Origin of the sequence: Clostridium coskatii (assembly GCF_001675205.1) — a bacterium.
Lineage (GTDB): Bacteria > Bacillota > Clostridia > Clostridiales > Clostridiaceae > Clostridium_B > Clostridium_B ljungdahlii.
Map to the genome: position 1 here is coordinate 1 of NZ_LROR01000038.1, position 20,198 is coordinate 20,198.

Annotated in this window: 18 protein-coding genes and 3 riboswitches; of the genes, 5 read left to right on the forward strand and 13 right to left on the reverse strand. The window is 32.1% G+C overall.

Annotated features, from left to right (window positions below; all coding sequences use genetic code 11):
* Positions 1 to 126: 126 nt before the first annotated feature.
* The gene (locus CLCOS_RS07365; RefSeq protein ID WP_063600525.1) at positions 127 to 1,623 is read right to left on the reverse strand and encodes a sugar ABC transporter ATP-binding protein; all 1,497 of its coding nucleotides are present in this window, start codon (positions 1,621 to 1,623) and stop codon (positions 127 to 129) included.
* A 35-nt stretch (positions 1,624 to 1,658) separates the two neighbouring features.
* Positions 1,659 to 2,810: a sugar ABC transporter substrate-binding protein gene (locus CLCOS_RS07370; protein WP_063600526.1), complete on the reverse strand. Its 1,152-nt coding sequence runs from the start codon at positions 2,808 to 2,810 to the stop codon at positions 1,659 to 1,661.
* Between the two features lie 269 nt (positions 2,811 to 3,079).
* A riboswitch (SAM riboswitch) is annotated at positions 3,080 to 3,189 on the reverse strand.
* Positions 3,190 to 3,505: 316 nt separating this feature from the next.
* Positions 3,506 to 3,623, forward strand: a riboswitch (SAM riboswitch).
* A gap of 173 nt (positions 3,624 to 3,796) precedes the next feature.
* Here CLCOS_RS07370 and CLCOS_RS07375 point away from each other — a divergent pair.
* On the forward strand, positions 3,797 to 5,197 hold the full coding sequence (locus tag CLCOS_RS07375; RefSeq protein WP_063600527.1) for an APC family permease: 1,401 nt from the start codon (positions 3,797 to 3,799) through the stop codon (positions 5,195 to 5,197).
* Between the two features lie 33 nt (positions 5,198 to 5,230).
* Positions 5,231 to 5,965: a cyclase family protein gene (locus CLCOS_RS07380; protein ID WP_013239074.1), complete on the forward strand. Its 735-nt coding sequence runs from the start codon at positions 5,231 to 5,233 to the stop codon at positions 5,963 to 5,965.
* A gap of 109 nt (positions 5,966 to 6,074) precedes the next feature.
* Here the strand turns inward: CLCOS_RS07380 and CLCOS_RS07385 are convergent, their stop codons facing one another.
* Both CLCOS_RS07385 and CLCOS_RS07390 read right to left on the reverse strand, forming a co-directional pair.
* The gene (locus CLCOS_RS07385) at positions 6,075 to 7,226 is read right to left on the reverse strand and encodes a metallophosphoesterase (protein ID WP_063600528.1); all 1,152 of its coding nucleotides are present in this window, start codon (positions 7,224 to 7,226) and stop codon (positions 6,075 to 6,077) included.
* Positions 7,220 to 7,558, reverse strand: coding sequence for a winged helix-turn-helix transcriptional regulator (locus CLCOS_RS07390; RefSeq protein ID WP_013239076.1), 339 nt, complete (start codon positions 7,556 to 7,558; stop codon positions 7,220 to 7,222). Before CLCOS_RS07390 ends, CLCOS_RS07385 begins: the two co-directional genes overlap by 7 nt.
* A gap of 156 nt (positions 7,559 to 7,714) precedes the next feature.
* Between CLCOS_RS07390 and CLCOS_RS07395 the strand changes: the two genes are divergently transcribed.
* Positions 7,715 to 8,119, forward strand: a complete 405-nt coding sequence (locus tag CLCOS_RS07395) for a pyridoxamine 5'-phosphate oxidase family protein (protein ID WP_063600529.1) — start codon at positions 7,715 to 7,717, stop codon at positions 8,117 to 8,119.
* 67 nt (positions 8,120 to 8,186) lie between these two features.
* Here CLCOS_RS07395 and CLCOS_RS07400 read toward each other — a convergent pair whose 3' ends face one another.
* The 3 genes from CLCOS_RS07400 to CLCOS_RS07410 all read right to left on the reverse strand — a co-directional run bounded on the left by CLCOS_RS07400 (position 8,187) and on the right by CLCOS_RS07410 (position 11,797).
* Positions 8,187 to 9,125 (reverse strand): hypothetical protein, encoded by a 939-nt coding sequence (locus tag CLCOS_RS07400; protein ID WP_063600530.1) that lies wholly within the window; start codon positions 9,123 to 9,125, stop codon positions 8,187 to 8,189.
* 2 nt (positions 9,126 to 9,127) lie between these two features.
* Complete coding sequence (locus CLCOS_RS07405) at positions 9,128 to 10,147, reverse strand: SPFH domain-containing protein (RefSeq protein WP_063600531.1); 1,020 nt, start codon at positions 10,145 to 10,147, stop codon at positions 9,128 to 9,130.
* 297 nt (positions 10,148 to 10,444) lie between these two features.
* Positions 10,445 to 11,797 (reverse strand): APC family permease, encoded by a 1,353-nt coding sequence (locus tag CLCOS_RS07410; protein ID WP_063600532.1) that lies wholly within the window; start codon positions 11,795 to 11,797, stop codon positions 10,445 to 10,447.
* Between the two features lie 249 nt (positions 11,798 to 12,046).
* Positions 12,047 to 12,154, forward strand: a riboswitch (SAM riboswitch).
* Between the two features lie 168 nt (positions 12,155 to 12,322).
* Here CLCOS_RS07410 and metA point away from each other — a divergent pair.
* Together metA and CLCOS_RS07420 are read left to right on the forward strand one after the other, a co-directional pair.
* The gene (gene metA, locus CLCOS_RS07415; RefSeq protein WP_063600533.1) at positions 12,323 to 13,240 is read left to right on the forward strand and encodes a homoserine O-acetyltransferase MetA; all 918 of its coding nucleotides are present in this window, start codon (positions 12,323 to 12,325) and stop codon (positions 13,238 to 13,240) included.
* Positions 13,241 to 13,273: 33 nt separating this feature from the next.
* Positions 13,274 to 13,777 (forward strand): hypothetical protein, encoded by a 504-nt coding sequence (locus CLCOS_RS07420; RefSeq protein ID WP_063600534.1) that lies wholly within the window; start codon positions 13,274 to 13,276, stop codon positions 13,775 to 13,777.
* 201 nt (positions 13,778 to 13,978) lie between these two features.
* On the opposite strand, the gene CLCOS_RS07425 is transcribed toward CLCOS_RS07420, so the two are convergent.
* From CLCOS_RS07425 to CLCOS_RS07450, 6 genes are read right to left on the reverse strand one after another with little or no spacing between them, the layout of a single operon-like run.
* Positions 13,979 to 15,478, reverse strand: coding sequence for a nitrogenase component 1 (locus CLCOS_RS07425; RefSeq protein WP_063600535.1), 1,500 nt, complete (start codon positions 15,476 to 15,478; stop codon positions 13,979 to 13,981).
* Between the two features lie 30 nt (positions 15,479 to 15,508).
* Positions 15,509 to 16,297, reverse strand: coding sequence for an ABC transporter permease (locus CLCOS_RS07430; protein WP_063600536.1), 789 nt, complete (start codon positions 16,295 to 16,297; stop codon positions 15,509 to 15,511).
* 22 nt (positions 16,298 to 16,319) lie between these two features.
* Complete coding sequence (locus CLCOS_RS07435) at positions 16,320 to 17,330, reverse strand: ABC transporter permease (protein ID WP_063600537.1); 1,011 nt, start codon at positions 17,328 to 17,330, stop codon at positions 16,320 to 16,322.
* Between the two features lie 24 nt (positions 17,331 to 17,354).
* Positions 17,355 to 18,236 carry an ABC transporter ATP-binding protein gene (locus CLCOS_RS07440; RefSeq protein ID WP_063600538.1) on the reverse strand — a complete coding sequence of 294 codons (882 nt, stop codon included), beginning with the start codon at positions 18,234 to 18,236 and terminating at the stop codon, positions 17,355 to 17,357.
* Positions 18,237 to 18,274: 38 nt separating this feature from the next.
* Positions 18,275 to 19,339, reverse strand: a complete 1,065-nt coding sequence (locus CLCOS_RS07445; RefSeq protein WP_063600539.1) for an ABC transporter substrate-binding protein — start codon at positions 19,337 to 19,339, stop codon at positions 18,275 to 18,277.
* 26 nt (positions 19,340 to 19,365) lie between these two features.
* The gene (locus CLCOS_RS07450; RefSeq protein ID WP_063600540.1) at positions 19,366 to 20,163 is read right to left on the reverse strand and encodes an ABC transporter permease; all 798 of its coding nucleotides are present in this window, start codon (positions 20,161 to 20,163) and stop codon (positions 19,366 to 19,368) included.
* Between the last annotated feature and the right edge of the window lie 35 nt (positions 20,164 to 20,198).

A 20,198-nucleotide genomic window follows, 5' to 3' on the forward strand; every position in this document is an offset into this window, starting at 1 on the left:
TTTTTATATCCTTTATCCCGTAACAATATATGCTTTTCAAAGTACGCCAATAGTTTTCCAGTTACTTCTAAGTAGTTGCTTAATTAAATATCTTTTCAGAATTTCCATCTACTTTTCGAGTGTCTTCTAATATAAAATATCTGATTCTTTAGTTTCTGCCGTATTTAGTTCCTTTACTATTCGTCCATTATAAATTATATAAATTCTGTCTGTAATACCCATGAGCTCAGATATTTCACAGCTGGCATAAATTATCGATTTCCCCTTTTCAGCTAATCCTTCAATTAATTGAAATATTTCTTTTTTAGCACCTATATCCACCCCTTTTGTGGGTTCGTCAAAAATATAAACTTTAGTATCACTTACGAGCCACTTGCCTATAGCCACCTTTTGTTGGTTTCCACCGGATAAAAGTCCTACTTTCTTGTTTTCATCCAAAGTTTTTATATCTAAATCCTCTATTATTTCTCTTGCCTTTTTATTTTCATTTTCAACATTCAATACATTTCTAAATTTACAGAACTTATTTAAACTAGAAGAAGTAATATTTACAGCTATACTTTCTTCAATAAATACACCTTGTTTTCTTCTCTCTTCAGGTATCAGTGCGATACCTGCATTTACAGCATCATAGGGAGATTTTATTTTTATCTTTTTACCATCTATAATTTTATCCCCCGACACTGTTTTAGATGCTCCAAATATGGCATTGCAAAGTTCCGTCTTTCCTGCCCCTACAAGTCCTGCTATTCCAACTATTTCACCGCTTTTTGCATATATATTTATATCTTTTACTTTTTCTCCATCACTTAAATTTTTTATTTCTACTAATTTTTTTCCCGGCTTAATATGCTTTTTTTTATAGCTATTTTCAAAATTTCTACCAAGCATATACCCCACTATTTCTTTTTGACTGGTAGCTTGTATTTGTTTTTCCACTACAAATTTACCATCTCTCATAACTGTTACATCATCACATATGGAAAAAAGTTCAGGCAACCTATGAGATATAAATATAATTCCTACATTTTGTTTTTTAAGTTCATCCACAATACTAAATAATTCTTTTATCTCAGAGGTACTTAAAGGTGCTGTAGGTTCATCCAATATTAAGAACCTGCACTTCATTGATATGGCTCTGGCTATTAATACCATCTGCTTCTGAGCAAGGGTAATTTCACTTATGAGTTTTTTAGTGTCAATTTCTATGTTAAGCTTTTTTAAAATTTTTTCTGCCCCATCATTTATATTCTTAAAATTTACAAACTGTTTTTTGCCCATATGGTTTACTATATTATCAAGCATTATATTTTCAGCTACAGATAAGTATGAAATAAGTGAAGTATCTACTTCCTGATACACAATTTGGATGCCCAGATCTTTTGCATCTTTTGGCTCTCCTATATGAACTTTTTCTCCAGCTATAAAAATTTCTCCAGTATAATTTGCATAAGCTCCAGACAGAATCTTCATAAGTGTAGATTTACCAGCTCCATTAGCCCCTACGATAGCATGTACCCTACCTGCGTTAGTAGAAAAATTAACTTTATCCAGTACCTTTACTCCTGGAAATTCTATTGAAATATCTTTCATGTTTAAAAATGTACCTCTGTTCGTATCCATATACACACCTTCCAAATTACTTTCAAATTCATATTTTATTTACTGCTATGCTGACTTTTCAAAGTATCCATCCATGGCTCTTCAAAAGCATCTGATTTGCCCCAGCTTGGAATTAATTTTGATAAGTTCTCCATGTTGACAGCAGTACCTGAATTTACTATTTGATCTTTTTCCACGGATGATGCTTGAAGATCGTAATATTTTGGTGTTTTTTCTCCTGCTATCTTTTTAGTAAGAAGTCTTACATCTACATCACCTATAAGCTTCGGATCTACAGCTGTTGTAATTGCCCATGGACTGTTTTTATCTTGAATTGCCTGAAGGTCTGCATTTGATACATCTATACCGTATACCTTTATTTCATTACGTCCGGCTTCTTTAACTGCCCTAGTTGCACCTATTGCAAAAGCGTCCCATGAAGCATATATAGCATCAATAGTTCCTTTTGGATGTTTTGCAAGCATTGCAGTTACTGCGTTTTGTGTCTGAACTGAGGTATCAGATGATGCTACTCCAAATCTTTCAACTTCTTTTATATCAGGATATTTCTCAAGCATTGCCTTATACATTCTATTTCTATTTACCATTGGTGCAAATCCATCAACCCAAAGATATATTATATTTGCCTTGCCGTTATGGTCTTGAACTAATTTTTTAAAGGAAGTGAGTGCTAAAGTTTCATCATCCTGTTCTGTTATAGTAACACCTTCTACCTTTGCTACTTCAGGATTAGAATCAAAAGTTACTACTGGCTTGCCTTTAGCTATAATTTTTTTAACATCATCTACAGTAGCACTATCATCACCATGGGATATTATAAAACCATCATAGTCTTTTTGAAGTGCCTGACTTATGGCATCATGAAATTTTACACTATCTCCATTGGCACTAAAAGTGTCCACTTTAAAGCCTAAACTTTCCCCTTCCTGCTTTACACCTGCTAAGTATTGTGCTGTATTGTCATCTCCACCTATTTTACGAATTACCATTATCTTTATCTGCTTACTAGAAATTTTAGATGGAACTTTTGTGCTGCCTGATCTTTTACTACTGCTATTTTGAGTATTTTGGGAACTCTGTGATTTAGAATTATTTGAAGTATTTCCACTGTCCTGGGAACACCCGGTGAAAGCAACAGCAGCTATTGTAAATAGCGCTAAAATTATAGTACTTATTTTTTTTCTCATTTTTATACTCTCCTTTTTTGAAATATAGACTTTTATTGGTTTTTATTCTTTGATTTTGCACCTCCCATATATTAATATTTTTAGTAAATAAAAAAGACCAAGCTTCATAAATATAGAGTTTTCTCTATAAATAAATGAAACTTGGTCTCTAGTTTTTCTAGTCAACCAATGCGTAATTATACTATTCTATTTTGTATCCTACAACAAAACAAGTTTAAAAAATAAAAAACTCCTCACAGAGAAAATGTAAGAAGTTATATTCTATACTTTTCTCATCTCTCAGGTTTCTCCTGCTGGAATTAGCACCGTTGAATACAGTACATTGTATTCAGGTTGCTGGACATCATAGGGCCAGTCCCTCCGTCACTCTAGATAAGAATTCTTTATTCGATTATAAACTTTAAATGCTAATTTCTAGTTTTTCTAGTCAATCAGCAAACATGTAAAATAATTTATATATAATATACAATCTTTTATTTTCTTTGTCAATAAAAACTTTTTTATCCTCTTACGCAATATATAGTAAATAATAATTTTACTCTTAGGCATTATAGAACTATAATAATATCTTGCAAATACATCATTTCCTTCATTATAAAGTGTCAATAAATTAAATTTTTTCGACTTTAATCTTTCAAAAAAACTATTGACAACAGGGCAATCTTGGTAGTATACTACTAATTAAATTAAATAAAATCTTATCAAGAGAGGTTGAGGGACTGGCCCTATGAAACCCAACAACCAGCATTTTCATTTGTTTTCATTTGAATGTATTGGTGTTAATTCCTGCAGATTATTTCTGATAGATGAGATAATTGATTTTTAATATCATGATATTAAAAGGTCATTTTTCTTATCTTATAGAAAAATGACCTTTTTTTTTATAAGATAAACCATTCGATTTGCGCAAATCAAATATTCTGATAAGATTTCCATTTGATTGATAAAAATATGAATAAAACCCTATTCGCTAAGGAGTGAACAGTATGAGTAAAGAAAACTCTAAAGGCATTAATGCCCTTAAAAAAAATCAACTTAATTTTGTAGAAGTTATTGCTCTTTCAGTTGCAATAATAGCACCTACTTTTGCTATGTCAATGAATGTAGGACTTATGGCATCAACAGTATCTTACTCTGTAAGTGCAGTATTTGTTATATCAACTATATTAATGGGCTTTGTAGCTGTATCTTTTATAAAATTCAATGAATATTTTCCATCTGCAGGTTCGGTTTATACATTTACAGAAAGATCTTTAGGCAAAAAAGCTGCTTCAATATCAGGATGGGCTCTGCTTCTTACCTATATAGGATTTTCTGCTGGATGTTCTTCTGCTTTTGGATCTCTTTTTTCTAGCTTTATTAAAGAATTAACTGGAGTAAGCATATCCTGGATTATATTTGCATTGATTTGTGAGGTATTTATATGGTTTGTATCCTATACCGATGTAAAATTAAGTACAAACATTATGCTTGTCATAGAAGCTGTATCAATTCTCCTCGTAATATTGCTTTCAGTAGTCATTCTTGTAAAAGTTGGTTCAACAAAAGGATTAAGTTTAGTTCCTTTTAAAGGAAATGGAAATAAATTCTCAAATTATGGTACTGGAATCGTATATGCAATACTATGCTTTGGTGGTTTTGAAGGAGCATCAAGTCTTGGTGAAGAAAGTAAAAATCCTAAAAAATCAATACCTCTTGCAATTGCAAGTACAGTTGTTGTAACCGGACTTATATTCGTATTCGTAAGTTATGCTGAGGTTATAGGATTTGGAGTATCGGCTTCAGGAATAGGGACACTAACCAAGTCCTCATCTACTATAGTAGATCTTTCTAAAAATTATATAGGAAGTGTATTTACTATATTAATTACGCTGGCTATCAGTATTTCTGCTTTTTCAACTGCTTTAGGATCTATGACTGCAGGTTCAAGGCTTTTATATTCAATGAGCAAAGATGGTAATGTTCCAGAAATTTTTTCTAGTGTACACCCTAAACACCATACTCCTTATGTAGCTTTAAACATCATACTTGCAATAATAATAATTCCTGTTTTAGCACTTTTTAGACATGATGGAGTAGAAGTATTTGGATATATAGGAACAATAGGTGCACTTGCCTTACTTGTTGCTTACTTTATAACAAGTTTGGGTTCACTTATATATTTTGGGAAGAAAAAAATATGGACATGGCAGCTTATTATACCAGTTATAGCTCTACTCGTTTTAGCATTTACCTTTTATTCAAATATTTATCCTATACCAGCCTTTCCTAATAATATATTCCCTTATATAGTTTTGGCATGGATAATAGTAGGTTTTAGTATTACTTCTATTTATAAAAAAAGTTCGGTTTTACCTGCAGCCTCTAAAGAGAAGGTTGCTAATTAATATATTATTTAATTTAGAAGGAGATTATATATTATGACTAATAGTTTATGGAATACTTTAAGTGATTTAAAAAAACACCAATGGGTAGATCTTACCCATGAATTTGGACCGGACACTCCAAGATTTGCAAGCTTTAATCCTGCAAAATTTGAAACTATTTTCACTCACAAGGATGGTTTCTTTGTAAAACAATATACATTTGCAGGACAATATGGAACTCACCTTGATCCTCCAGTGCATTTTGCAGAAGGTGGAAGATACATTGATGAATTAGAACTTCAAGAACTTGTTTTACCTCTTGTGGTTATAGATCTTTCAGAGAAAGTAAAAGAAAATGATGACTACGTACTTACAGTAGATGACATTTTAGAATGGGAAAAGAAATATGGTAAAATACCAGAAGGTTCTTTTGTAGCATTTAGATCTGACTGGAGTAAAAGGTGGCCGGATCAAGATAAACTTTTAAATCTTGACAAAAATGGTGACGAGCATTATCCTGGATGGTCCATTGATGCACTCAAGTTCTTATATGAAACTCGTAAAATAGCAGCAAATGGACATGAAACCTTTGATACAGATGCACCAATAGAACAAAAAACAACTGGATTTCAGGGAGAATATTATGTATTAAAAGAAGATCATTATCAAATTGAAGTTATGACCAATTTGGACAAAGTACCTCCAACTGGAGCAATAATCTTCAGCATAGTTCCCAAAGCTCAAAAAGCACCCGGTTTCCCTGTTCGTTCATTTGCCATTCTACCTTAAGTTCACAATAAATTACGCATGGTTAACTTAATTCCCCCTAAATAAAAATGAGGCAAGTAAAATATATGTTTTACTTGTCTCATTTTTCTTACTCATAATTCATGCACCTCTAGTGCTTAAACTTAATTTTAATGTTTACTATTTCACCTTTTGTTCCAATTCTTATGGGAGGTCCCCAGGTTCCATAACCAGAAGTAACTATTAAATTAAAATTGTCCTTTTTAAGGTATCCATAGTCATCTTCATAAATAAGCTTTGTCATAAGATTATTGGGGAAAACTTGCCCCTTATGAGTATGTCCTGAAAGCTGTAAATCCACATTTTCCTTATGAGCTTCCTCAAGGCCCACCGGTCTATGATTTAATTCTATAATAGGTAGGGATTTGTCTGTATTTTTCAAAATTTCGTTTAGCGATTTTATCTTTTCGCCACTATCAGCATCCTTTCTACCTACCACGTAAAAACTATTGTCTATTTTAACTGCCTTATCCTGCAGTACTTTAACTTTTGCTTCATTCATATAACTAATTGTTTCAGATAAATTTTCTCCATATTCATGATTTCCTGTAATGTAATATACACCATACTTTGAGTTTATCCTTTTAAAAGCTTGTCCATAATATTTCTTCAACTTTGTAGTTGTACTTTCATCAACCATATCTCCACAAAAGAAAACTATGTCAGGTTTTAATTTATTTATGGAATTCACCATTTTATCAATGCCTTTTTCCTTAATCATTATACCCATGTGTACATCTGACACCATTATCACGTTTAGTGAATTTATTTTACCTGCACTTTTATTTATATCTATATTATAATTTGTTACGACCGGATGAAGGGCATTCCACATGCCAAAGGAAAAAATAATTAAAACTATTATAAAAATTGAAATTCCGTCATTATATATGGCGCTTATATAATTTCTAATTCTCCCCTTAAATCCTACTTTTTTTAAAACAAATTTTACCACATCCGTGAGTATAAACAATATAAGTAAATAATAAAAAATGCCTAGGGATACTGCTCCTATTAGTGTTAATAGAGAAGCTAATATGTTGTTTACTGATACAACACTTTTAAATATAGAACTTATAACATAAGAAAAAGCTATAAACCAAAATGTAATCCAGTACAATCTCTTTTTTAAATTTTTATTTTTCTTTAAAAATACCTCTTTTACTTTTCTTCCAACGTAATACCATACTATTATATATAAAAGCAAAATAAGTATAAGTAAAATAATATTTTCAATTAGCATAAGTGATTACCTACACTACATTTCTTATATTCTTCTCCCCAACTCCACATGACATCTAGTATTGGCTTTAAACTGAATCCAAGGCTTGTCAGTGAATACTCAACTCTAGGTGGAACCTCGGCATATACTTTTCTATTTACAAGACCATCTTGCTCCATCTGTCTTAGATTTTGAGTCAAAACTTTTTGTGAAATACTTCCAACCGACTTCTTTAATTCTCCAAATCTTTTGGTACCTGTAAGCAAATCTCTAATGATTAAAACTTTCCACTTATCACCTATGAGTGAGAGTGTAGTTTCAACTGGACATGCAGGCAAATCTTTTTTATCCATAAAAGTTTCTCCTTTAAAAGTGTTATAAGCACACAATAGTATACTTTAGGTAACTACAGTACTTTTAAGTGCTTACTTTACATTTGATATTATGAATATTATTATAAATTTGTAAGTAGCAAATTGCAAGTTCAATTTTGAAGGAGGTTCATTAACATGAACGAAGTAGTAAAATTTTTAAAAGAAAATCCAGTGCAATATTTTGCAACTGTAGGATTAGACGGTAAACCCAAAGTACGTCCTTTCCAATTTATGCTTGAGAAAGAAGGAAATCTATATTTCTGCACAAACAATAAAAAAGACGTTTTTGCCCAACTTCAAAAATGTCCCTATGTTGAAATTTCAACATCAAGTCCAAAATTTGCATGGATAAGATTAAATGGTAAAGTTGTGTTTTCAAATGATATGGAAACTAAAAAAGCTATTATAGAGAACAGTAGTCTAGTAAAATCACTTTACAAGTCAGCAGAAAACCCTATTTTTGAAATTTTTTATCTTAAAGACGCAAAAGCTGTAATAGCCGATTTTTCAGGTAATCCACCTAAAGAATATGCTCTTTAATTTTAAAGACTAAATTAAACTTCCGGAAGTTAATAAATCATTTTTTTCTACTTAGAGTTTCATAAAATCATATAACTAGATGGCCCTTTTTTTCAGCAAGTGTGATTGTGGCTTCTATACCAGAGTTAAATTTGAGGTAGTCACTTTCAATGCCATCACTGAATATGACTCCATTTTCAGGCATTTGAGATGATATCTTTAGTTGAGATCCTTTTTTAATTCTCCCAAAAACTATATCTGCTTTTGTAGTTCTACTTGGGAAAGGCTCTCGTACAGAAAAGTACAAATAATCAATATCCCAAGCTGGATTATTTTTTTGTTTGGTTTTAAGATCTGAATTTGATGTGCTATTTATAATATTTGCAGCACCTGTAAGTATACTTTTGAGCCACCCTGTTGAACCAAGACCTGTAGATACAATAACTCCACTTGAAGATTGATGTTCTTCATCGTTTCCTAACTTTATACTGTACCTAGCAGATACATGACTTTTTTGTCCTATGAACAAGTCATTTACAGCATAAATACTCTGTCCATCATTTAAAGCTGCTTTCGCCATGGAAACTTCTTTAACTTGTCTTTTTACATTAAAAACATCTTTAACAACCAATTTAAGATCATGAACTTTAAATGGAAGAAGCACTCCATCCCATCTTGAAGGATCAGGATTTACACCAATTAAAAGCTGATTTGAAAGATACTTTAAAGTATTTGCCACAAGACCATCTTGTCCTATAACTACCACTAAATCATTACCCCCAAATATAAAGTTAGGTACAAAATCCCTATCCACAATTTGAGTTCTGCCTAATTCTTCAAGTTGACTTTGAGCTTTAGATACAGCTTGTTTATAAATTTTATCTTCAGTGACATAATCTGAAAAGTCACTTCCAAGATGTTCGATATAAAACTTTGCTTGTTCAATTGTATTATATCTTGCAATTAATTCTTCAAGTCCTGTCTTTCTCTTTATTATAACTATCTTATTTTCAGTTAATCTTACCATAACTAATTTCTCCCTTTAAGTATTTCTTGAAAAAGATCGGGTGATATATTGAGCTGTCCAATTTTTCCTGCATTCTCTGCTAGTTCTTGAAGGGCAAGTGCTGCTAATTTATTTGGCTGCATTCCAATGCTTGCAAGAGATTGTATTACATTAGAATCTATTCCTTCTAACGACTTCATAACAGCTGACAATTCATAAGCTTTTGCATCAGCTCTAACCTTTGAATTTTTTACAGAAATGTCAACAAGTGATCTCTTTTTTTCTTCAAGTGCAGTTTCAAAATTCATCTTTTCTTGTTTGAGTTCATTTTGCTTTTGCTGGAAAGTTCTCTCTGCTTCAAGTTGGGTTTCTCTAACTTGTTTTTTCTTGTTTTCAACTGCTATCTCCGTATTGTATTCATTTTCCTTTACACGTCTTTCCTGTTCAATTGAAGCATTTCTTCTCTCATAAATAGCTTCATCTGCTTTTTTCAAGATTTGCTCTCTTGTCTGAGCTTCTAATGCCCTTGCAGTTTCTTTATTTGGAACAATATTTAATATTGAAAGTCCAAGTATCTCAATTCCAAGAAGTTCTATCTCCTCACTTTTTTTAATCTTACTCAATATCTCACTTGCAAGCACTTCACTTGATTTAATAGCATCCTTTAGCTCCAAATTCTCGATTGTCTTTTTAGTTAGCACCCTTACAATATTTATTACCCTCTGCGGAAGTTTTTGAGGATCATCGGAAACATATCCCTTTCCTTTCTTCATATCAAATGTATAATTTAAAACTCCTGCAATTTTCTTTTGATCGACAATTCTAAAAGTAACCTGCCCTTGAACTGTAACCGTCTGAAAATCTGAAGTAACTTCTTCAAAAATAAAAGGTGAATCCACACTTCCAACAGGAACAAGAACAATTGAAGTAGTTGGAGCATAATAATAAAATGATATTCCAGCACCTTCCCTTACAATTTTACCGTTTCTATACTTTAACACATACTCACTTGGTTGAAATTTTATAAATTTAAATCCAAACATAATTTTACTCCTCCTAAAAGATATTATTAAATTTAGATGATCTATAGTTTTCATCTTTTTTTAGAAAATCTTTTTCTAAAATTTCTTTTTCATTTTGAAATTGCTTTTTATCCATATTATCACCTACATGTTTAAAATGTGTTATTAACTATTTGTTATTAACATAATAATACTAACATATGCTTATGTCAATACCTTTTTTAATATAGATATCAAAAAATATAAAAACAAAGGGCTAAACACTTTAACCCTTTGCTTTTATATCTTTTCTTTACGCATTCAATTCTATTGTTATTCTTATTCCGCAATTTTTTCTTTAGAAAACGCAGCCCCAAAAATCATTACAACTGCAAAAACGATCAGATATGCAACAACCTCCATTTTATGAGAAAAGCAAGCAGCAATTATCATAAAAATACATCCAGCTAGAGAAATAATAGGTGCTATAAATCTCTTAAATGAGTTTAAATCTTTTTCTTTTTTCATCATCATAATAAAAATAGGAATATACAATGCATAAATAGTAACTATAGGTAATTCGGAAGAATCAAAAGAGAAAAATCCAAACCAAGGCTTTGTTAAGTTAGCTCCATAAAAGTATAATAACCATATACCACAAAGAAGCAGTCCAAATACAGATGAATTAGTAGGCATATTTGTTACATTATCAACTTGCTTAAATACATCTGGTTTTGGTCCAATATTCCTTGCTGCTAAAGAATAAATACCTCGAGTACATCCAAGCATTAATCCATTTAAAGTTCCAAGGCAAGAAATAATAACAAATACAAACAGCAGTGAACCACCTACTGATGAAAAAACTGTCTGAAAAGCTAACTTAGCTCCTGCTTCACCGCCAGCCATCATAACCTTATTTGTTACTGCTCCAGCTAGTCCTACATAATAGAGTATGTAAATAATCATAATTACAAAAGTTCCTCCAACAAGAGCCAATGGAAGATTTTTCTTTGCATCTTTTAACTCAGCATTAATACTTGTAGCAATGATCCATCCTTCATAAGCAAAAGCTGTAGCAACAACAGCTGTAAATAGTGCATTAGAAGTATTGACTTCTTTTACTACTGTTGTAAAATTATATGCAATCATGCCATTACCCACACCTACAACGGTTCCAATTACAGCCATTAAAGCTAGTGGAATAAGCTTTATAATAGTTGTACTAACCTGAAATTTACCTGCTAAAATTGGTGACAGTGAATTTAATGCAAAACTTGCTATCAAATATAGACCTGCAATAGTCATACACTCTCCACCTGTAATTGAGAATCCAAGTAATACACAAGTATATCTAGCCGAAACCCATGCTAATACTGACGTCAATGTCGGATAGTAAATGAGTGCCATAAACCACCCAACATAATATGCATACTTTTTGCCCAAAGTAGCTTCCGCATAATCTACTACACCGTTTACATATTGATACTTAGTTGCCATTACAGCAAAAGTATAGGCACAAGAAATCATAATAATACCACCTATAACCCAGGCCAATATACCAAGTGTAAGATTTCCTCCTGTTGCAGTTAAAACTTTTTCTGCTTTAAAAAATACACCACTACCTATAACAATTCCGATAACCATGGCTATAGCCGTAATAAGGCCATACCTTTTTTCTAACTTTGATTCCATAATCAAATATCCCCCTCTTTGATTTATTAATATTATAACTGAATATTGCTTTTATATATCATGCTATCTAAGCACTACAAACAGCATGACATATTAATTTTTATTGTACCACAGAATTAGTCATTTACCAACATTTCTTTTTCTTCATTGTTATGAATTTTCAAATTATTTATAGGCATTGAAATGCTTGTATTTGACAAAAATCTAATTTTATTATATTATATAATAAACTAAATAAAATCAATTTAAATCTTATCAAGAGCGGCGGAGGGACTGGCCCTATGAAACCCGACAACCAACATTTTTCATTTGAATGTATGGTGTTAATTCCAGCAGATTATTTCTGAAAGATAAGGAAAATAGTTTATATAATTAGTATTAAAAGTTGTTTTTCTTATGAAGACAGCTTTTTTATTATACAAATTATTTAAATTAACCTATTCCTTTGTATAGCTGTTCACTACTTAAATATCCAAAATAAGATTTTTATTTGATTAAGGCATTATATATAAAGGAGGATTTTTTATGCCAATAAATATACCTAACGATCTTCCAGCCTCTAAAACACTGAAGGCTGAAAACATATTTGTAATGAATGAAAAACGTGCATTAAAACAAGATATAAGACCACTTAATATAGTCATATTGAATCTAATGCCGGTTAAAACCGTTACGGAAGTACAACTTTTAAGGTTGCTTAGTAATTCCCCTATTCAAGTTGATATAACATTAATGTATCCTAAATCTCACAGATCAAAAAATACTTCAGAACAATACCTTCTCAAGTATTATGAAACTTTTGATGAAATAAAGGGCAGAAAATTTGATGGCATGATAATAACAGGAGCACCTGTTGAAAAGCTGAAATTTGAAGATGTTGACTATTGGGATGAATTAACTGAAATAATGGACTGGAGTAAAAAAAATGTATATTCAACACTGCACATATGTTGGGGTTCTCAGGCCGGACTTTACCACCATTTTGGTATTCCAAAATATATTTTAGATAAAAAAATGTTTGGTATTTTTCCACATATAATAAATGAAGAAAATACACAGTTACTTAGAGGATTTGACGATATATTTTACGCACCTCATTCAAGGCATACCTGTGTAAAAAAAGAAGATATTGAAAAAGTACCTGAATTAGAAATACTTTCAGAATCAAAAGATGCCGGAGTCTATATAATGTCAACAAAAGGTGGCCGTCAAATTTTTGTAACAGGGCATCCTGAATATGATACCTTAACATTAAAATCAGAATATGATAGAGACGTAGCAGCTAATCTGCCCATAGAAATTCCGAAAAATTATTTTCCTGCTAATGATACAGCAAAACAGCCTAGAGCAACCTGGAAAAGTCATGCCAACCTTTTATTTCTAAACTGGCTGAATTACTATGTATATCAAGAAACCCCTTATAATTTGGATAGTCTTCAATAATATATGAGCTTTTATTGCAAGGAGGTGAATCCTGTGGGAACTAGGCTTTATTATGAGCATTTCGCTAAATATAACTTTCCTAATATAAAAATTAGGGTGTGGCAGGATAACATAAGACCTTGGTTTGTTGATTTTTATATTGGAGATGAAAATGGCAAAATTAATAAATATATTAAACAAAATGTTATCCCTAGAATTATGAATATTCGAGAGGCTGACATAAAATTTCATTTTAAGCCCTATGATGCAATATTATCTGACAGTGTTCCTTCTGAACCTAATTTGCCTGATAATATAAAAACTTTAGCACTAAATCCAGATACCACTGTAAAAGGATTGTACTGTAAATTTAAAGCTGCATTTCCAAGCTTAGGAGATTTTAAAATTTATGCACCTCTTTTTCCTGATGTTATAGGTATTGAAACCAAAAATAAACTAAGCAAAAGTGAGCTAACTAAAGTTGAAAGGCTTGGAAAGGAACTGATTTCTGTAACCTCAGAATTAAAAGTTTTTAACAGCAGTGCTGCTAAAAAATAAAAATTCAACAGCATAGAAAAATGGAAATGAACTTTTAATAAAATAGTATCATTTCCATTTCTTTTTTTATTATACATTATTCTAATTTAAATGATCTTCTCCAAACCAATTTCTAGCTTTTTAGTTAAATTTCCTTCTGCAATTCTATTGAAATATTAAAAATAAACCACCAGCTTAAATGACTAGTGGCTTTATATAAAATTAATTTTCTTTTTCAAGCACATAAGGATCCTTCTGGCTCAACCACCACTTTGTATAAGGCAATTTGACATGTGCAGCCAAATCCTGGTGAAATTTTTTATGTGAAAGTATTTCAAGTATAGTTTCACCTAGATTTAAAATTCCCTGATAACCTACAGCATGATGTTCATCTCCCAGTGGAGCTGCTGGAATTCCCATGCGAGAAGCTAGAGATGCAAGTCCACTATGTCTTATGAGAATAAAATCTGGATTGGCATCTTTAAGTAATATACAAAATTGATATTGCTGCCTATTACTTACACTAAATTTTTTCACCTCACCATAGTTGTCTACTAAAAATTTTAAAGAATCCTCTTTAGGATCATGACTATCATACACAGGATCATGATGAAATACAAGAGATCCGTCTACTTCAACTCCAAGTTCCCTAAGCACTTCAATAAGTCCATGAGAATAAGCGGAACCTGTAGCCACATAACCTTTTTTACCCTTTAAAAGTTTTCTAAGTTTCTCAAGTCTTGGTGCTATTCTTTTGTGTTCTTTTTCTATATAGGCTTCTGCCTTCTCTTCCCTATGAGTAACTCTTGCAAGTTCCCTTATCCAAGCATCTGTTCCTGCAATACCATAAGGCTGAGGAGCCTTTACCTCAGGGACGCCAAATTGTTCTTCCAGGGCAGCAGCTAAATAAGATGATAATGTATAACAAAACCCAACAGTTGCAGCTGCTTCAGAAAGCTGTTGTAATTCTTCAACTTTTGCCATATCTACAACATAATTAACCCTAAGTCCAAGCTCTGCAAGCATAGGAGTAAAAACATCACTTCCCCATAGATTAATTACATTGACTAAATCTTCTTGCTTTTTAGGATGTTTGTTAACTATTTGCCTTAAAATTCCGTGCTGAGTAGCATCAAATCCTGTGCTCCAATGCTTTGATCTGAAACCTTCACAATACATAGGAATAATGGGTATTTTAAGTTCTTCCTGCAACTTATTTGTTACGCTATCTATATCTTCTCCAATAATTCCCGCAGCACAGGAAGTTCCAACAAAAATTGCTTTAGGATGATGCCTATTCCAGGCATCTCTTATAGATTGCTCTAATTTATTAAGTGCACCAAATACCATATCAGTTTCTTTTATATTAGTATTAATTATCTTTATATTTTCCACAGGTAAATTTCTAATTGCAAGACCATTACGATATATGGAATTATTATTCACCTGACTTACTCCACAGCCTACTGGAGCATGCTGAACTAAAACTGCATCTCTTACATCTCCAGCCTGGCATTCTACCATCTGTTCACTACAAGCAGATCCTTGAGTAAAAGGGCCTATGTCCTCACACAATCTCTTTCCTCCATTACCTTTACAGCCTGCACATGTAAAGGCAGAGTCCCTAGAAAGTTCTGAAGCTTTTCCCGTTTTCCAGCCAACTATAGTTCCAAGGCGTTCTTCTCGAGTTTTTACTACAGAAGTTTTTAAATCAAATTTCATTAATTACACCTTCTTTTATATCCTTAAAATTTATATATTTAAATTGATACCATTAAAAATCCTTTCACTTTTATTTACTACAAATTTATTTTCAATAAACTTTATTATAGTATCTATAAATAATCCAAGAAAAGCTATGACAATTGCTACCGCAAATATTTTTCTGATAGCATAGTTTTCCTGGTTATTCAAGATTAACCAACCTAATCCTGATTTTGCTCCCATCATTTCTGCTGCAATCAACATAAAAAAGGAATAACCTGCGCTAATTCTTATTCCCACAAAAACCGAAGGTAAAATTGACGGCATGATTACTTTAGAAAAGAGCCTCCATTTTCCAAGTCCAAATGCTTTCGCAGCTTTCAATATTAAAGTATCCATATTCCTAATACCATATATTGTATTAAACATTATAGGCCAGGTACATGTCCATGTAATCACTGCTATTTTAGTAATTTCTCCTATTCCTAAAATCAAAAGGAAAATGTGAAACAATATAAATGGGTTTATCTGTGAAAATATTTCTATAACAGGTTCTGTTATTAGATTCAATTTGGAAAACCAACCTCCTAATAAAAAACCAAGAGGTATTCCAATTATAATTGATATAATAAAACCTACTAAAGCTCTTTCAGCACTTATACCTACACTTGCCATAAGATCTTCAGATATGAACATATCCTTTAATGTTACAAGCACACTAGTAAATGGTGGAATAAATAATGGATTTACTATTTGCATTCTACTTATGATTTCCCATAAAGCAAGGAATGCAAATATTGTAGTAAATTTATACAAAGTATCCTTCTTAAATTTCATTGAATCACTTCTCCCGAAAATCTTATTTACTCATATGCATATTTTTATCTTTACTCATATCCATATGCATGCCTTTTTCTGTGTCCGTGTTCATGTGCATGTTCAAATTACTTCTGCTGTCTGTAATTTTGGCAACCTGCACTTCAAAACTTCCAATACCTATGATTACAAGCATTGTAATAGTTACAGCTGTTATTTGAATTCTGCTAAATTTAGTTATAGTATTTTTCCACTTAGTAAAACTAAATACATGGGGTGATTCTTTCCAGAAAAACATCTTATTTTGAATGTATATTAAAAATCTATTTAGAGCTAGCCCTAAAATAACAATGCATATTCCGGCAGCATACATTCTGGGAATCTGATTGTTCATTGCAGAATTGTGAAAAAACCAGCCTACACCGGCAGTAGCTCCTACCATTTCAGCTCCAATCAGCATAAAAAATGACATTTCCACTCCTACTCTAAGTCCTAAAAAAATAGAAGGTCCTGCCCCGGGCAGCATTACTTTTGTTAGCATCTGCCAGTTTGATGCTTTCATAGACAGAGCAGTTTTAATTAAAATAGGATCAACTCTTCTTGCACCTGCTATTGTATTGTATAAAACCGGCCACATACAAACCCAGGCAACTACTGCCAATTTAGCACTTTCGCCTATTCCAAAAAATAAGATAAATATGGGCATTAGAGAAAAAGGATTTACCTGTGAAAATATTCTAAAAAGTGGATCTAAAATATCTGCAGCATGTGTAAACCAGCCTCCAAGTAAAAATCCCAAGGGTACTGCAATTACTATAGCTATTAAAAGCCCTACAATAACCCTCCAAAGACTTACCATAATATGAATAAATAATCCATTGTAAACCCACAGGTTGCACAACTGAACTAATACTTTAGAAAGAGGGGGGACAAATTGAGAATCCAAAATCCCCTCTGAAGGTAAAAGCTGCCACAGTAATAAAATCAACATGACCCCTAAATATTTTAAAATATAATATTGAAAGCAATTACTATATTTTTCTGTTCTATTCATCCAAACACTCCCATTATTTTAAATTCATATAGAAGCTTCCAGTTTAATTCCACTATTTAAATTGTTTTTATTATCCTTGCTGTGGAGCAGCTCCCATATCTTATTTCTATTAGAATTAAACTCCTGAGACATTCTTACATTAATACTGCTTCTAGGTCTTGGAATGTTTATATTAATAATTTCCTTTATTCTACCTGGATTAGCTTCCATAACCACTACCCTATCCGCTAAAAATACTGCTTCTTCAATGCTGTGAGTTATAAATACAATAGTTTTATTTGTCTTTTCCCATATATTTAGCAGCTCCTCTTGAAGTAATTCTCTCGTCTGTGCATCTACTGCTGCAAAAGGTTCATCCATAAGTAAAACTTCCGGATCATAAGCTAGTGCCCTTGCAATTGCCACCCTTTGTTTCATTCCTCCTGACAGTTCATGAGGATACCTATTTTCAAAACTATTCAATCCTACTAAATCTATAAATTTTTTACTAATTTCACGTCTTTCTTGTTTTGGTATTCCTTTTACTTCAAGTCCAAATTCAATATTTTTTTCTACAGTTCTCCATGGAAATAATGCATATCCCTGCATGATAATGCCCCTATCAAGAGCTGGACCTGTAATTAACTTGCCATCTATATAGGCTTTCCCCGATGTAGGCTTTGACAATCCAGCCAAAATATCTAAAAAAGTTGATTTTCCACAACCACTTGGTCCCACTACTGTTATAAATTCACCCTTTTTTACTCTCAGATTAAAATTATCAAGTGCTAAAAATTCTTCAGCTTTCTGGCCATTTTGAGATTTTACATTATAAACTTTTCTTATACCATTGATTACAATTTTATAGTTGTAATCACGTTTTTTATTTAAATCTTCAGGTTTTGATTTTTCAATTACTTTGCTCATTTAAAATTCCCCCTCATAAACATTAAATTGAATACAGGCTACTTAGCTATATAATTTGGCTGTGATCCCAGATTTGCATATTTGTCAAAATCATGGGTTACTATATCACTAACTTTAACCTTTGAATTTTTAGGAAGTGCCCCACTTTTAATACTTCCATCTATCCATTCTTTAATATCAGAATCTTTTATTGTTCCATTATCTGCATAATAGTGATTTGCACTTACAGGCACTCCTATAGCATCTGCTGTCCACTGGTTAACTTTTGCACGTTCTTTTGGATCAGGTATACTTTTGTTTATATATCTCTCAGCCTTTTTAATTGCCACTACAAATTTTGCAACTTCATCCGGATGTTGTTTTATAAATTTATCTGAAAAATAATAGAGATAAGTCCCTCCATTCTCACCATCTATAGGACGGCTTGTAGTAAGTATATTTCCTATTTTGCTATCTTCAATAGATTTATAGTATGGTGGATGGACTACAGCAATTTGAATAAGTTGTTTCTTTAAAGCTAAAACCTGTTCTATATCAGGCATTTGAACCCATTCAATTTTATCTAAAGATATGTTATTTTTAGCAAATAATATATCAGATAAATAATCTACACAAGAGTTTCTAGAATTAGTTCCCACTTTAACTTTTCCGGGATATTTATTAATATCTGCTAATGTCTTTATAGGACCATTTTTATTACTTATCCACCACATATGTTGAAGATGGGTGTCTGTAACACTTTCTGGCGGTTCAACGATAGATCTTGCCACAGCTTTTAATTTTGCTCCTCCTTGTGCTGCAATAGCTAAATTATTAGGATGTGCATCTCCAAAATCATTATTCCCATTTAGTATTGAAGGCAGTCGTTGAGCTGGCTGAGTATCTCCAGTGTATTCTACTTTTAACCCCTGGTCTTTAAAATACCCAAGCTTATCTGCCACTATAACCGGTGCAGCTGTACAATCTGTCCTGCTCCAGGTTTTAATAACTTGCAATTTCCCATTTTTACCGGTTGAAGCCTGCTTGCTGCCTCCGCATCCAGAAAAAAATGACGCTGTTAAAACTACTGCAGTTACAAGTAAAGTCAATTTCTTATTTTTCATTTTTAGTCCCCCTAAATTTATATTTTTTAAGATATGAAAGAATCCTCTTTCCACACAACAACTTTTTTCTCCACAAACCCTATCGCCTTATTTATAGCTATTCCTAAAACAGCAATAGTGAGTGCTGCTGCAAAAAGTCTATTTATCTGAAAATTAACTTCTGAATTCAATACCAACCATCCAAGTCCTGCACTTGCACCAATCATTTCTGCTGCAATCAGCATCAAAAATGCATTTCCAGAACTCATTTTAAGTCCTGAAAATATACTTGGTGCTGCACCTGGCAAAATAACTTTCCAGAATAATTTTACTTTAGATGTTCCCATAGCTCTGGCTGCCTTAATTAAGAGCGGATCAATAGTTTTTACACCTGTTATAGTGCTAAATAATATAGGCCATATAGACACCCAAAATATTATTGATATTTTTGCCACTTCTCCAATTCCAAACAACAAAATAAATACAGGAAATAGTGAAAAAGGATTAACTTGTGCCAAAATCTGAAGCAGAGGATCTAAAAATTCTTCAAGCTTTTTGAAGCCACCTGCAAGTAAGAATCCCAGAGGGACTGAAACAATTCCAGCTAAAATAAATCCTATTCCAGCTCTTATGATGCTTACTTTAACATGAACAAGCATTTGATTTTTTATTGTAAGACTCCATATTGTACCTATTGTTTCCGAAAAAGTAGGTATGAATTGGTGATCAGCTATACCCACAATTGGAGCTACCTGCCAAAAAATCAAAAACAAAATAATGGCCAAGCTTTTTCTTGTAATTCTTATTAATTTTTCACGCAAATTTTTCTTACCTTTTGCCTCCATAATATCCCTTCCTTAATTTAAAATAAAAAGCACCA